Source organism: Actinokineospora sp. HUAS TT18 (assembly GCF_051364635.1).
Classification (GTDB): domain Bacteria; phylum Actinomycetota; class Actinomycetes; order Mycobacteriales; family Pseudonocardiaceae; genus Actinokineospora.
In genome coordinates, this window is record NZ_CP195645.1 from 6017062 (window position 1) to 6030714 (window position 13653).

Sequence of the window (13653 nt, forward strand, 5' to 3'; positions counted from 1 at the left end):
GACTGAGTGTGCCTCAGGCCCGCGTCAGGTGGTCAGTGCAAAGCGACCAATGTCGTACCGCGCTGCTCGAAGACCATGGGCCCGCTGGTGTCCATCGCGACCGGGCCGGTGTACCCGCCGCGGTCGACGGGGATGGTGCCCACGAGCTGTCCGTCGGCCTGGCTGTGGACCGCGATGGCGCCCTTGACCGGCAGCAACGCGCGTCCGGCGAACACCACGCCGGGGCCGAGCGTGTCCTGGATCGTCCACAGTGGATGCAGGTCGGTGGACGACACGACGATCGTGCGGGAGCCGGTGAACCAGTAGAACGCCCCCGTCGCAGACGTCACCGGGGCCACCCGGCCGGGTGGGTCGGCCCGCAGGTCGCCCGCCCCCAGGTCGAGGTCGTAGCTGGCGACCTGGTTGCCGTCGTCCTGGTAGACCACGAGCCGGTTCGGGTCGGGCATGGCCACGGCGGTGAGCTTGTCGTTCATGGCCACGATCTGGGCAGACTCGCTGCCGACGACCACGCTCGTGACGACCTCGGGGGAGTCGGACTCCTTCGGGCTGGTCTTGTAGACCGTCATCCGCGCCGCGGCGTCGCTCGGGCAGCGCTCGATGACGCCGACGCGGCCAGCGGTGGTGATCGTGACGGACTTGTACGCGCACTCGGTGCGGGGCTGCTTGGCCGGGTTGACCAGGGCGGGCAGTTGGCCGTACTCCATGGTCTTCACCAGGTCGGAGCGCATGCTCAGCAGCAGCCGCTCGCCCGTGGCGGTGAGGTAGGTGCCGTCGCCGACCAGCCGGGTGCCCAGTTCGGCGTCGCTGTTGCGCTGGCGGTCGCGTTCGCCGGTCATGCCCTTGAGCGAGGTCATCTCGCTGCAGCCGCCCGCGCGCCGGGGGTCGTCCTCGTGGAGCATGTTCTCGCTGGTCTTGTAGACCGCGATCGCCAGGTTCCACTCGGCGGCGACCGTGCACAGCGGCAGATCGCGCTTGTAGGTCCACCGGACGTCGCCGGTGAGCGGGTCGCGGCCGCTGACCACGCCGCCCTCGCCGGTCACCACGGTCGGACCGGCGATGGCGGGCTGGGGCGTCGCCGGGCTCTCCGCGCGCCATGCCTCGCCAAGCGACGGCGGGAAGAACTCCGGGTCGGCGGGCTCGTCGTAGTGCTTGTCGGTGGTGGTCGACGCCGTCGCGCGGAACTCGCTCGTGCGCCACACCACGACCGAGGTCGCCAGGACGGCGACCACGATCAGCGCGACGACCACGTAGTCGCGCTTGCGGGTGAACCTGGTGCGCGGGGCGGGCGGTTCCGGGACGTCCCCGTTGAGGACGTCCTCGGTGCCCACGCTGTCGGCCGAAGTCACAGGGTCAGTCTGCCGACCCCGGTGTTTCGTTGGTGTTCGACCCCGCGTCCGCGCCCACATCGGCACCGGAACGGCGCCGACGCCTGCGCTGGCGTGCGGGTTTGTCGGCCGAGTCTGTTGCCGGGGCGACAGATTCGGTGGTCGCCTCGGTCGGGGTGTCGCCGTTGGTCGACTCGACCCCACCGCGCCGACGCCTGCGCCGCGGCCGGTCGGACTTCTCCGCCGACTCCTCGCCGGTCTTGGCCGCCGACCCGGTACCCGCGCCCGCGCCGCGCGAGCGGACCCGCGTGGTGCGCTCGACGCCGCCGCGGCCGCGCTTGCTCTTGCCGCCGAAGTCCTCCTCCGGCTCGGCGTCGAGGCCCGCGCGGGTGCGCTGGGCCATCGGCAGCCTGCCGGTGGAGCCCTCGGGGATGCCGAGGTCGGTGAACAGGTGGGCGGAGGTCGAGTAGGTCTCGACCGGCTCGGGCTTGTCGAGGCCGAGCGCGTCGCTGATCGACTTCCAGCGCGGCTCCTCGTCCCAGTCGACCAGGGTGATCGCCACGCCGGTCTTGCCCGCGCGGCCGGTGCGGCCGATGCGGTGGACGTAGGTCTTCTCGTCCTCCGGGCACTGGTAGTTGATCACGTGGGTGACATCGGTCACGTCGATGCCGCGCGCGGCGACATCGGTGCAGACCAGCACGTCGACCTTGCCGGAGCGGAACGCGCGCAGCGCCTGCTCGCGGGCGCCCTGGCCGAGGTCGCCGTGCACGGCGCCCGCGGCGAACCCGCGCTCGACCAGCTCGTCGGCGACCTTCTGCGCGGTGCGCTTGGTCCTGGTGAAGATCATCGTCAGGCCGCGGCCCTCCGCCTGCAGCGAGCGGGCGACGACCTCGATCTTGTCCAGCGAGTGCGCGCGGTAGGCGAACTGCTCGGTGCGCTCGTGGGTGGCGCCCGCGTCGTTCTCCTCGGCCCGGATGTGGGTGGGCTGGCGGAGGAACGTGCGCGCCAGGGTGATGATCGGGCCGGGCATCGTCGCCGAGAACAGCATGGTCTGCCGCTCGTCGGGGACCATGCGCAGGATGCGCTCGATGTCGGGCAGGAAGCCCAGGTCGAGCATCTCGTCGGCCTCGTCGAGCACCAGCCCGCGGACCTTGCCCAGCACCAGGTGCTGCTGCTCGGCCAGGTCGAGCAGGCGGCCCGGGGTGCCCACGACGATGTCGACGCCCTTGCGCAGCGCGGCGATCTGCGGCTCGTACGGGCGGCCGCCGTAGATGGCCAGCACGCGCACGCCCAGGTGCTTGCCCGCGTCCTTGAGGTCGTGGGTGACCTGCAGGCACAGCTCGCGGGTCGGGACCACGACGAGGGCCTGCGGGGTGCCGTCGCCGGGCGAGGTGACCCGCTGCAGCAGCGGCACGCCGAAGCCGAGGGTCTTGCCGGTGCCCGTGCGGGCCTGCCCGATCAGGTCGTCGCCCGCCAGCGCGAGCGGCAGGGTGAGTTCCTGGATGGCGAACGTGCGCTCGATGCCCGCCTCGCGCAGCGCGCGCACGATCTCCTCGTGCACGCCCAGCTCGGCGAACGTGGGTGACTCGGGGAGCACCGGGGCGCCCGCGGTCAGGGGATGGGACGTATCGGTGTCCGGGACGCCCGCGACGCTGTGTTCCAAGGTCACTGGATCGAGGTCCAGCTCCGGATTCTCAGCGGTGGCGTCAGTAGTGTCGTGCGTCAGGGTGATCAGCCTCTCTAGTACCAGCGCGCGTGCCCTGGACTCGGCCTCGACCGCGCTGACGGGGTTCCCAGACCCGTGCGCGGGAGGCCGGCGAGGTGTGCGCGCACCCTCTCACTCGGTCCGCGGCGTGCTTCGCCACGAGTGTCCCGAGGTCCTCCGAGCCCGGCGTCACCAGCCATGATGAGAGCGGCGAGGCGCGGGCGTCCTGCCGAGTCTACCCGCGAGTGTGGCCGGATACGCTGCCAACCATGGAGAACGCTGCCCCAGGGCATCTGTCGGCCGGAGTCGTGGACCTGCTCGGCGTGCTGGCCTACGGCGAGCTGTCCGCTTTCGACCGGATGTCGGAGGACGCGCGGTCGGCGCCGACGGTCGCCGGTCGGGCCGCCCTTTCGGAGATGGCGGCCGCCGAGATGGGGCACTACGCCAAGATCGAGAAGTTCCTTGCGGGCCATGGTGTGGCCATCGAGGACGCGATCCGGCCGTTCATCAGCCACATCGACACCTGGCACGCCTCCACCGCGCCGCGCTCCTGGCTGGAGTCGCTGGTCAAGGCCTACGTCGGCGACGGCCTGGCCGCCGACCTGTACCGCGAGATGGCCAACTGGCTCGACGAGGAGACCAAGGTCCTGGTGCTGGAGGTGCTCGCCGACACCGGCCACTCCGCCTTCGCCGAGCGCGAGGTCACCGCGGCCATCGAGCGCGACCGCACGGTCCGCGACCGGCTGGCCCTGTGGGGCAGGCGCCTGCTCGGCGAGGCGCTGACCCAGGCCCAGTACGTGGTCGCCGAGCGCGACGGGCTGGCCGAGCTGATCGTGGGCGGCACCGGCGACCTCGCCGGGATCGCCGCGCTGTTCCGCAAGCTGCAGCAGCAGCACGGCAAGCGGATGACGGCGCTCGGGCTGGGCTGATTTTCGCGAAGCGCCTCCGGAGTCCCATGGCCGCCGGCCGCCACCCGAGCGCCCAAACCGGCGTGGGGTATTACGCGTGTGGTGAACGCGGGTGCCCCTGGGCGGTCCGGCGCCCTGTTCTCCACTAGCCTTACGGCGAGAAGTCTTCCCCGGCGCAGGAGGTTTGGCGTGGACGTCAAGATCGGTGTCGCGGACACCGTACGGGAGTTGGTGCTGGTGAGCACCCAGTCCCCGGACGAGGTCGAGGCCCAGGTCGCCGCCGCCCTCAAGGACAGCACGGGCACGCTCGTCCTGCTCGACGACAAGGGTCGCCGCTACGTCGTCCCGTCGGCGCGGATCGCCTATGTCGAGATCGGTGGCGCCGACGCCCGCAAGGTCGGCTTCGCCCCGTGAGTTGATCGTCAGAGACACCGATGGCCACCTCCGAGATGGAGGTGGCCATCGGCGTTCTCGGGCTCAGACGTCGGCGCGGGCGGTGCCGGTGTCCAGGGTGGTCTGCACGACGAACGGCGGCCTGCTGGTGCCCATGACCCGGTAGCGGTCCCACGGGTCGGGGTCGGACAGCTCGCCGTCGGCCTCGGCGCCCGGGGTGCGCAGGGTCACCTTGGTCTTGCGGCCCGCCGCGGCCTCGGAGATCGCCGGGTCGGCGGTCACGCGGCCGTACCAGCGGTAGAAGCCGTCGATGGGCTGGAAGTGGCCGCGCAGCTCGACCCGCACCTCGAACTCGCGCTCGCCGATGACCAGCGTCGCCGGGCCGCTGTAGCCATCGTCTTCGGGATGTTGGTCCTCGGGGTGGTTGTCCATGTTCGCTCCTAGCCCGCGTCGCCGAGGGACAGTTTGACGATCTTGTTCAGTTCCAGCGGCTGGTCGGGATCGATGGTGACGCCCCAGCTGCGCAGTGTGCCGTCGATGGCCGCCCAGATCGTCATGGTCAGGTATTCCACGACCTGGTCGCGGCCCATGGTGCGCCGCTCCAGCCACCACTCGCCGACGTTCTGGACCATGCCGACGATGCCGTGGCCCCACACCTCGGCGCCGCCGGGATCGATCTCGAAGGCGCGCATGTAGTCGCCGAGCAGGCTGGCCAGCGCGTTCGCGATGACCTCTTTGTCCTCGGCGACGATGTCGGCGTCGATGCCCTTCTCGGCGAAGGTCGTCCGCACGAGCAGCCGGTAGAGGTTGGGGTACTCCTCGATCATCGAGAAGAACGCGTCGAGGCTCTTGCGGATGCGGGGGACCGGCGCCTCCTCGCTGTTCATCGCGGGGATGAGCCGCTCGAAGAGGATCTCGGTGCCGCGGTGGCCGAGCGCCACGACCAGGTCGGCCTTGTCGGTGAAGTGCCGGTAGAGCACCGGCTTGGTCACCCCTGCCTCGTGGGCGACGTGCTCCATGGCCAGGTCCGGACCATGGGTGGCCAGGGCGCGCAGCGCGGCCTCGACGAACTCTTCCCTGCGCGCGGCGCGGTGCGATTTCCAGCGGTCCCGCCGGGCGTCGCCGGAATCCGTCGTCCTGTGGCCCTTGACACGATCCGTCATGGGATTGCATGCTACCAGAAGTAACTGTTACCCGCAGTCACGCATACTTAAGAGGAGCTCGATGATGAGCCGCGCTCTACAAGTCGCCAAGGTAGCCGATCGCGAGAAGACCGCGGCCCGTTTGCTCAAGTCTTCCGCGGAGAAGTTCTACGACCCGGACGTCGACATCGACTGGGACGCGCCGATCCCGCCCGACCTGCACTTCCACCCGGAGCACCGGATCTCCCTCTACGGCACCGAGCTGTGGGACCGGATGACCCCGGAACAGCGCATCGAGCTGGGCAAACACGAGATCGCCAGCGTCGCGAGCACCGGCATCTGGTTCGAGGTGCTGCTCATGCAGATGCTCCTCAAGCAGGTCTACCGCAACGACCCGACCACCGACCACGTCCACTACCTGCTGACCGAGATCGCCGACGAGTGCCGCCACTCGACGATGTTCGGCAAGGCGTGCAAACGCTTCGGCGTGCCCGCCTACGGGCCGCGGCCGTGGATCAAGCAGGTGGCCAAGATCCTGCCGGTGATCGGCCGCGGGCCGTCGGTCTACGCCGCGATCCTCGTCGCCGAGGAGATGCTCGACCGGATGCAGCGCGAGACCACCGCCGACCACACGCTGCAGCCGCTGGTGCGCATGGTCAACCGCATCCACGTGCTGGAGGAGGCGCGGCACGTGACCTTCGCCCGGCAGGAGGTCGTGCAGGGCATGGCCGAGGCGGGCTGGGTGGCGCGGCGGTACCACCAGCTGGTCACGGCCGTCGTGTCGTACTTCGTGGCGCTGTCGATGGTGAACCCGAAGGTCTACGCGGCCGTCGGCCTGAACCCACGCGAGGCGCGCAGGGCGGCCAAGGCCAACCCGCACTTCCAGGCCACCATCGCCTACTGGGGCGAGCGGATCATGGGCTTCCTCGACGAGGTCGGCCTGGTCGGCGGCCCCGGCAAGGTCCTGTGGCGCGCGGCGATGCTCCTGCCGAAGCGATGAGTTTCCGCACGTCGGACGGGGTGCGACTGAACGTCGTCGACCTCGGTGGCTCCGGCCCGACGCTCGTGTTGCTGCACGGCTGGGTCATGGACCACCGCTCGTGGGACCCGGTGGTCGCCCGCCTGTCCGGCGTCCGGGTCGTGCGGATGGACTTCCGGGGCCACGGCGGGTCCGACGCCGCGCCCGCGGAAGGGGCCACGATCGACCGGCTCGCCGACGACATCGCCGAGCTGCTCGCCGGGATCGAGGGGCCGGTCGTGCTCGGCGCGCACTCGCTGGGCGCGATGGCGCTCATGGCGCTGGCCGACCGGCACCCGGCACTGGTCGCCGAACGCGTCGCAGGGGTCGCGTTCGTCGCCACGACGTCGGGTGGGCTGTCGCGGCTCACGCTCGGTCTGCCGCGCCGAGTGGCCGCGCCGATCCTGTTCGTCGAGTCGCTGGCCAACCGGCTGATCGCCCGGCTGCCGGTGCGGCGGCTGCTCGGCCGGTTCAGCCGGGTGGCCACGCCGCTGGTCCGGTTCCTGGCGTTCGGCCGCTCACCCGCGCGGGGGGATCTGCGCGCGGTCGCGGCGCAGGTCGGGGCGTGCCACCCGAAGGCCATGGTCGCCTTCCGCGGCGAGTTGACGCGCCACGAGCGGCAGCACGCGCTGCACGTCTATCGGGACATCCCGGCGGTCGTGCTCGCGGGGGACCGGGACCGGCTGTGCACGGTCCCGCAGGCCGAGGCCATCGCCGCCGAGCTGCCGCGCGCGGTGCTGGAGGTCTACTCCGGCGCGGGGCACATGCTCACCTACGAGCGCACGGCCGACGTGGTGGGCCACCTGCGCGCGCTCATGGCGGGCTTGGACCTGAAGGCTACTGGCTAGTAGGTTGTCCGAATGGCTGACGTGTTCCGCACATCGGACGGCGTAGGGCTGCGGCTGGTCGAGACCGGCCCGGCCGACGCCCCCGTGACCGTGGTGTTCCTCCATGGCTGGACGAGCGCGCTGGACGTCTGGGACCACGTGGTGGCCGCGTTGGGCCCGCGGGTCCGGACCGTTCGCTACGACCACCGGGGCCACGGCTCGTCGGAACCCGCTCCGCCCGGCTCGGCGACGCTGTCGCGCCTGGCCGACGACGCCGCCGAGATCATCGCCGCTCGGGTGCCCACCGGCGGATTGGTGCTGGTCGGCCACTCGATGGGCGGCATGACGCTCATGGCACTGGCTGAGAGTCACCCGGAGGTCGCGGCGCGGGCTTCGGGCGTGCTGTTCGTGTCGACGTCATCCGGCGGGATGCGGGACGTGACGTTCGGCCTGCCCAAGCCCATCGTCCGCCTGGCCACCCGCTCGAACCCGATGAACCGCTCCGCGCGTCCGGAAGGCGCACGTGTCTCGGCTCCGTCGAGGCGCAAGCCGAGGGTGCGCGTGCAATTGCCACCGGCCGTGCGCCGGATGGGGTCGCTGGCGATGCTGCGGTGGCTGGTCTTCGGCACCCGCTTCCGCATGGTCGACGTCCGCGCGACGGCCGACCACGCCGCCGTCGTCCACCGCAAGACCGCCGCAGCCCTGGGCCGCGACATCGGCAGGCACGACCGCGCCGCCACGCTGGCCGCGTATGGCCATGCTGACGTGCGGGTTCTGGTGGGGGAGCTGGACCGGCTCACGCCGCTGGCCCACGCCCGCGCCATCGCCGAAGCCGCCCCGAACGCCGAATTCGTCCTCTACCCCGGCGCGGGCCACATGCTGCCGTACGAGCGCGTCCGCGAGGTCGCGACCCACATCACGCGGGTGGCGGATTCAGTCCTCGACCACGTCGGCGACGACGACGGTGACGTTGTCGTGCGCGTGGGCGTCCAAGGCGAGTCTGACCAGGGCTGACGCGCACTCGGCCGGGCTCGTGGCGGCCAGTTCGGTCAGCCGGTCCGTCACCGAGTCACCCAACGCGTCGGTCAGGCCGTCGGAGCACACGACGTACCGGTCGCCGACCACAGCGGGGCGCGACCACACGTCCGGCTCGATCTCCTCGTCCAACCCCACCGCGCGCACCAGTGCCGCCCGCTGCGGGTGCCGGACGGCTTCCTCCGGGGTCAGGTGACCTGCGGAAACAAGCTCGGCCCCCAACGTGTGGCCGAACGTCGTCCGCACCCCGTTGACGAACGTGACACTGTCGCCGACGTGGGCGCCGCGCACGGTCTCGCCGTCCCAAAGGGCGGCGAACTCCAAGGTGCTGGCCATCCCCGAAGTGTCCGGGTCGGGATGGTCGCGGACGGCCGAGTTGGCCGCGCGGACCGCCTCCAGCGGATCGCCCGTCGAGGACGCGACCGCGTCGACCGCCAGTTGGGAGGCGACCTCGCCCGCCGGGGCGCCGCCGACGCCGTCGGCGACGGCTATCAGCTGGTCGGAGGCGTGGAAGGCGTCCTCGTTGCTCGATCGGCCGCCGACGTGGGTCAAGCCTGCTGCGGAGAAGCGCACGGGCTCAGTCGTGGGGCTGCAGGGGGAAGCCGCCGCCGATGCCGCGCCACGCCAGGTTGGAGATCAGGGCGATGGCCTCGTCCTTCGGCATCGCGCGGCTGTCCTCCAGCCACGCGCGGGCCGAGACCTGGCTGACGCCCACCAGGCCGACGGCCAGCAGGCGGGCGCGGTGCTCGTCGAGGCCTGCGTCGGCGGTGATGGTGGCGGTGATGGCGTCGACGCTGGCCGTGGTGGCGCGCTCGATGGCGTCCTTGACCAGCGGTTCTCCGCGCAGGTCGGACTCGAAGACCAGGCGGAAGGCCTGGCTCTCGCCGTCGACGAAGTCGAAGTACGCGCCGACGGCGTTGCGGACGCGGAGCTTGTTGTCCGTGGTCGACTCCATGGCCGTCTGCACGCGCCGGATCAGCTCGTCGACGTGCTTCTCCAGCAGCGCCATGTAGAGCTCGAGCTTGCCGGGGAAGTGTTGGTACAGGACCGGCTTGCTCACTCCGGCGCGCTCGGCGATCTCGTCCATGCCGGCCGCGTGGTAGCCGTTGGCCGCGAACACGTCCTGCGCGGCGGCCAGCAGCTGGGCCCGACGCGCGGTGCGCGGCAGTCTGGCCCCCCGACCGATCCCGTTCTGCTGAATCGTCTCAGACATCGTCTCCACCCTCGTCGTGCGCTCGTCAGGTCGGGATCGCCAACCCGCCACGGGTGGTTCGACCGTACTACTCGGTAACCCCATTCGGGTTCAGTGTCCAGACCTGAACACGCCCCGTCCAGTATCGGTTGTGACGCGCGTCTCACCCCAGCGAGGTCGCTGGTCGGCGGGCACACTTGTCTGGTGTCCCTCGCCACGACCTTCCGCGCTCCGCTCACCAGGGTGCCGCTGTCGGCCGCCGAACTGCCGCCGATCGACCCGACCAGCCCCGCCTGGCCAGGCGAGGAGCTGACAGCGGGCGGCCACACGCTGCACATCCGCCGCACCCCGGGTCGCGACGACGCCACCGCCGTCTACGTCCACGGCCTCGGCGGCTCCGCGATGAACTGGACCGATCTGGCGGGCCAGCTCAGCGGCCACGCCGCGGGCATCGCCGTCGACCTGCCGGGCTTCGGCCGCACGATCCCGCCCGACGGCTACACCTACACGCTGGAGGAGCACGCCGACACGCTCGCCGCGTGGCTGCGCGGGCTCGGCGTGGGCAAGGTGCACCTGCTGGGCAACTCGATGGGCGGGGCGATCTCGATGCTGGTGGCCGCCCGCCACCCCGAGCTGCTGCGGACGCTGACCCTGGTCTCGCCCGCGATGCCCGACCTGCGGCCCAGCGTCAACCGGATGTCCGACCCGCGCATGGCGCTGGCGTTCCTGCCGATCATCGGCAAGCCCGTGCGCAGGCAGCTGGCCCGGCTCACCGCGCGCGAACGCGCCCAGCAGCTCATCGATCTGTGCTTCGCCGACCCGTCGCAGGTCACCGAGGAGCGGATGGCCGAGGCGTCGGCCGAGTACGCCGAGCGCGCGAAGCTCGCGTGGGCGAACCCGGCGCTGGCGCGCAGCACGCTCGGGCTGATCCGGGCGTGGATGGTGCCGCCGACGAAGTCCCTTTGGGCCATCGCGCCGCGCGTCACCACCCCGACGCTGGTGGTGTGGGGCACAGAGGACCGGTTGGTCACGGTGCGGAAGGCGCCGCGGACGACACGACTGTTGCCGCACGGCCGTTTGCTGGTGCTGCCCAGGGTCGGGCATGTGGCCCAAATGGAGCGTCCGGCCACGGTGGCGCGCGCCGTACTCGGCCTGTGGGAAGCGGGCGATGACTGGTAACCACCATGCCCGAGCGCGCGATGTGGCACCCTTGGCCCCGTGAGCGAGACGACGCATCGGGAGCGCGCCGCTGACCGTCGCCGCCCATCCGCCGAGCCGCTGGCCGCGTCATGGCGGCCCGCAGCGGGCAGGCGCCCGCCCAGGCGCAAGGGCTGGCGCGGCGTGTTGGCCACCTACGGCTGGCGGGTCTACGCGCTGCCCGTCCTGATGGCGGTCACCGCGCTCGTGGTGGTCCAGACCGCGGGCGAGCCGCCGGTCCAGACCGCCGACACCGCCTCCGGCGTCCGGCTCGACGCGCCGCAGGAGACGCCGACGGAGGACACCGCCCCGCCCGACGCGCAGGAGACCCCGCAGACCCCGGTCGACGTGAACATCCCGTCGGCGGAGCTGCCCAACGGCGGCCAGTACACCCAGACCGGCGCGGGCACCTGGCACGTCGTGCCCGGCGAGACCGCCAAGGTCGGCACCGGGGCGAAGTTCTACACCTACACCGTCGAGGTCGAGGACGGCATCGACGCGTCGGCCTTCGGCGGCGACGAGGCGTTCGCGAAGCTGATCGACCAGACCCTGGCCGACCCGCGCGGGTGGACCAGCGGCGGACAGATCTCGGTGCAGCGGGTCAAGGCCGACTTCCCGAACCCGACCATCCGGATCAGCCTGACCAGCCCGGACACCGCCCACCGACCGGACAAATGTGGTTACGCGATCAAGTACGAGTCGTCGTGCTGGCGGGGCACCGACAAGCGGGTCATGATCAACCTGGCCCGCTGGGTGCGCGGCGCGGTCGCCTTCGGTGGCGACATGATCACCTATCGGCAGTACGCCATCAACCACGAGATCGGCCACGCCTTCCGCAACGGCCACGTCGGCTGCGCCGCGGAGGGCGCGCTGGCGCCGGTGATGATGCAGCAGAGCTTCGGGGTGGCCAACAACTACGTCGCCCAGCTCAACCGGGCCGTCGGCCAGCGGGACGCGGTCAAGGAGGACGGCTTGACGTGCAAGCCGAACGCGTGGCCCAACCCACAGGCGAAGTAGGAGCTGTCACAAACCGGGTCCCCATCCCGTCTGCTCGGGTGAATCCGAATGGAAGGGGAGTCCGATGGTCAAGGTGATCACCGCGATCGGCGCGGCGGTGTTCCTGGGGATCGGGATCTGGGCGTTCGCCGCGCCGCGGTCGTTCTACGACGTCGTGGCCACGTATCCGCCGTACAACCTGCACCTGTTCCACGACGCGGGCGCGTTCCAGATCGGCATCGGCGCCGCGCTGCTGGCGGCCCTGCTGTGGAAGGACGCGCTGTCGGTGGCGCTGGCGGGCGCGACGGCGGGCGCGGCCGTGCACGCGGTGTCGCACATCCTCGACCGCGACCTCGGCGGCCGGACCAGCGATCCCGCGTTCCTCAGCACCCTGGCCTTGTTGTTCGCCGCGGGCTTGGTCGTGCGCCTACGTGCTCTTCGGCCGCGACGACCGACGGGCGCCCAAGGGGACCGGGACGGCGGCTGACCACGGTTACCGCCGGTCGGCACCTGTTGCTGCGTTGGTGACCAATCGGAGAAGAATTTCGGGGAGGCGGGCAAGTATCCCGGATGGTGGGAGGCGGGAAGGGCTGAGTGGGATTCGGGTGTTGTACGAGGCGACAATCGGGGGTGGACCCGGCGCCAGGCGCGGGGGCCGTCAGGATCGCAACTAGGAGGAGCCGATGCCAGGCAGTTTGCCGCCGCTCGTCGAGCCGGCGCAGGAGCTGACCAAGGAAGAGGTCGAGCGGTACAGCCGCCACCTCATCATCCCGGATGTCGGGGTGGACGGGCAGAAGCGCCTGAAGAACGCCAAGGTCCTGGTGGTCGGCGCGGGCGGTCTCGGCAGCCCGGCGCTGCTGTACCTGGCCGCGGCCGGTGTGGGCACGCTCGGCATCGTCGACTTCGACGTCGTCGACGAGTCCAACCTGCAGCGCCAGGTCATCCACGGCGTGTCGGACGTGGGCAAGCCCAAGGCGCAGTCGGCCAAGGAGTCGATCGCGGAGATCAACCCGCTGATCAACGTGGTCCTGCACCAGGAGCACCTGAACTCGACCAACGCGCTCGACATCTTCGCCGACTACGACCTGATCCTCGACGGCACCGACAACTTCGCCACCCGCTACCTGGTGAACGACGCCGCGGTGCTGCTGGGCAAGCCGTACGTGTGGGGCTCGATCTTCCGGTTCGAGGGCCAGGTCAGCGTGTTCTGGGAGGACGCCCCCAACGGGCAGGGCCTCAACTACCGCGACCTCTACCCCGAGCCGCCGCCGCCCGGCATGGTCCCGTCGTGCGCCGAGGGCGGCGTGCTGGGCGTGCTGTGCGCGTCGATCGGGTCGATCATGGTCACCGAGGCCATCAAGCTGCTGACCGGCATCGGCGAGCCGCTGCTGGGCCGCCTGATGGTCTACGACGCGCTGGAGATGTCCTACCGGACCATCAAGATCCGCAAGGACCCGGAGACCAAGCCGATCGAGGGCCTCATCGACTACGAGGCGTTCTGTGGCGTCGTCTCCGACGACGCGCAGACCGCGGCGGCGGGCAACACGATCACCCCGCGCGAGCTGAAGGACAAGTTCGACCGGGGCGACGACTTCCTGCTGGTCGACGTCCGCGAGCCGCACGAGTACGAGATCGTCAAGATCGAGGGCTCGGTGCTCATCCCGAAGGACCGCATCCTGTCCGGCCAGGCGTTCGTCGAGCTGCCGCAGGACCGCCCGATCGTGCTGCACTGCAAGTCGGGTGTGCGTTCGGCGGAGGCGCTGGCCGCGCTGCACAAGGCCGGTTTCGCCGACGCGGTCCACGTGGGCGGCGGCGTGCTGGGTTGGGCGCGGGAAATCGACACGAGCCTGCCGACCTATTAACGGCCGTACTGAATTCTGAAACGCAAGTGTCGATCAGTGGCTGGGAGGCGGAG

At 71.0% G+C, this 13653-nt stretch carries 15 protein-coding genes; 9 read left to right on the top strand and 6 right to left on the bottom strand.

The window, feature by feature from the left end:
* Nucleotides 1-32: 32 nt before the first annotated feature.
* On the bottom strand, nt 33-1346 hold the full coding sequence (locus ACSHT8_RS28040) for an Rv3212 family protein (protein ID WP_436493978.1): 1314 nt from the start codon (nt 1344-1346) through the stop codon (nt 33-35).
* A gap of 4 nt (nt 1347-1350) precedes the next feature.
* Nucleotides 1351-2994 carry a DEAD/DEAH box helicase gene (locus ACSHT8_RS28045; RefSeq protein WP_436493980.1) on the bottom strand — a complete coding sequence of 548 codons (1644 nt, stop codon included), beginning with the start codon at nt 2992-2994 and terminating at the stop codon, nt 1351-1353.
* Between the two features lie 305 nt (nt 2995-3299).
* Here ACSHT8_RS28045 and ACSHT8_RS28050 point away from each other — a divergent pair, with 305 nt between their 5' ends.
* Nucleotides 3300-3959, top strand: coding sequence for a ferritin-like fold-containing protein (locus ACSHT8_RS28050; RefSeq protein ID WP_436493981.1), 660 nt, complete (start codon nt 3300-3302; stop codon nt 3957-3959).
* Between the two features lie 168 nt (nt 3960-4127).
* Nucleotides 4128-4352: a DUF3107 domain-containing protein gene (locus ACSHT8_RS28055; protein WP_436493983.1), complete on the top strand. Its 225-nt coding sequence runs from the start codon at nt 4128-4130 to the stop codon at nt 4350-4352.
* Nucleotides 4353-4415: 63 nt separating this feature from the next.
* On the opposite strand, the gene ACSHT8_RS28060 is transcribed toward ACSHT8_RS28055, so the two are convergent.
* Nucleotides 4416-4763, bottom strand: coding sequence for a DUF4873 domain-containing protein (locus tag ACSHT8_RS28060; RefSeq protein ID WP_436493985.1), 348 nt, complete (start codon nt 4761-4763; stop codon nt 4416-4418).
* Nucleotides 4764-4771: 8 nt separating this feature from the next.
* Nucleotides 4772-5494: a TetR/AcrR family transcriptional regulator gene (locus ACSHT8_RS28065; protein WP_436493987.1), complete on the bottom strand. Its 723-nt coding sequence runs from the start codon at nt 5492-5494 to the stop codon at nt 4772-4774.
* Nucleotides 5495-5558: 64 nt separating this feature from the next.
* Here ACSHT8_RS28065 and ACSHT8_RS28070 point away from each other — a divergent pair, with 64 nt between their 5' ends.
* Genes ACSHT8_RS28070 through ACSHT8_RS28080 form a run of 3 tightly spaced genes read left to right on the top strand, consistent with a single transcriptional unit; the run spans nt 5559 to nt 8332 of the window.
* Entirely contained in the window at nt 5559-6473 is a 915-nt protein-coding gene (locus ACSHT8_RS28070) for an AurF N-oxygenase family protein (protein WP_436493989.1), read from the top strand.
* The gene (locus tag ACSHT8_RS28075) at nt 6470-7339 is read left to right on the top strand and encodes an alpha/beta fold hydrolase (RefSeq protein ID WP_436493991.1); all 870 of its coding nucleotides are present in this window, start codon (nt 6470-6472) and stop codon (nt 7337-7339) included. Before ACSHT8_RS28070 ends, ACSHT8_RS28075 begins: the two co-directional genes overlap by 4 nt.
* 12 nt (nt 7340-7351) lie before the next feature.
* Nucleotides 7352-8332 (top strand): alpha/beta fold hydrolase, encoded by a 981-nt coding sequence (locus tag ACSHT8_RS28080; RefSeq protein WP_436493993.1) that lies wholly within the window; start codon nt 7352-7354, stop codon nt 8330-8332.
* Here ACSHT8_RS28080 and ACSHT8_RS28085 read toward each other — a convergent pair.
* Nucleotides 8252-8926, bottom strand: coding sequence for a PP2C family protein-serine/threonine phosphatase (locus ACSHT8_RS28085; RefSeq protein WP_436493995.1), 675 nt, complete (start codon nt 8924-8926; stop codon nt 8252-8254). The two genes, ACSHT8_RS28080 and ACSHT8_RS28085, sit on opposite strands and share 81 nt — an antisense overlap.
* Before the next feature lie 4 nt (nt 8927-8930).
* Nucleotides 8931-9566: a TetR/AcrR family transcriptional regulator gene (locus ACSHT8_RS28090; RefSeq protein ID WP_436493997.1), complete on the bottom strand. Its 636-nt coding sequence runs from the start codon at nt 9564-9566 to the stop codon at nt 8931-8933.
* Nucleotides 9567-9749: 183 nt separating this feature from the next.
* On the opposite strand from ACSHT8_RS28090, the gene ACSHT8_RS28095 reads away from it, so the two are divergent.
* The 4 genes from ACSHT8_RS28095 to moeZ all read left to right on the top strand — a co-directional run bounded on the left by ACSHT8_RS28095 (nt 9750) and on the right by moeZ (nt 13600).
* Complete coding sequence (locus tag ACSHT8_RS28095; protein WP_436493999.1) at nt 9750-10724, top strand: alpha/beta fold hydrolase; 975 nt, start codon at nt 9750-9752, stop codon at nt 10722-10724.
* A 39-nt stretch (nt 10725-10763) separates the two neighbouring features.
* Nucleotides 10764-11759: a DUF3152 domain-containing protein gene (locus tag ACSHT8_RS28100; protein WP_436494000.1), complete on the top strand. Its 996-nt coding sequence runs from the start codon at nt 10764-10766 to the stop codon at nt 11757-11759.
* Nucleotides 11760-11823: 64 nt separating this feature from the next.
* On the top strand, nt 11824-12225 hold the full coding sequence (locus ACSHT8_RS28105) for a hypothetical protein (RefSeq protein ID WP_436494002.1): 402 nt from the start codon (nt 11824-11826) through the stop codon (nt 12223-12225).
* Nucleotides 12226-12421: 196 nt separating this feature from the next.
* Nucleotides 12422-13600, top strand: a complete 1179-nt coding sequence (gene moeZ / locus ACSHT8_RS28110; protein ID WP_436494004.1) for an adenylyltransferase/sulfurtransferase MoeZ — start codon at nt 12422-12424, stop codon at nt 13598-13600.
* Nucleotides 13601-13653: the final 53 nt, after the last annotated feature.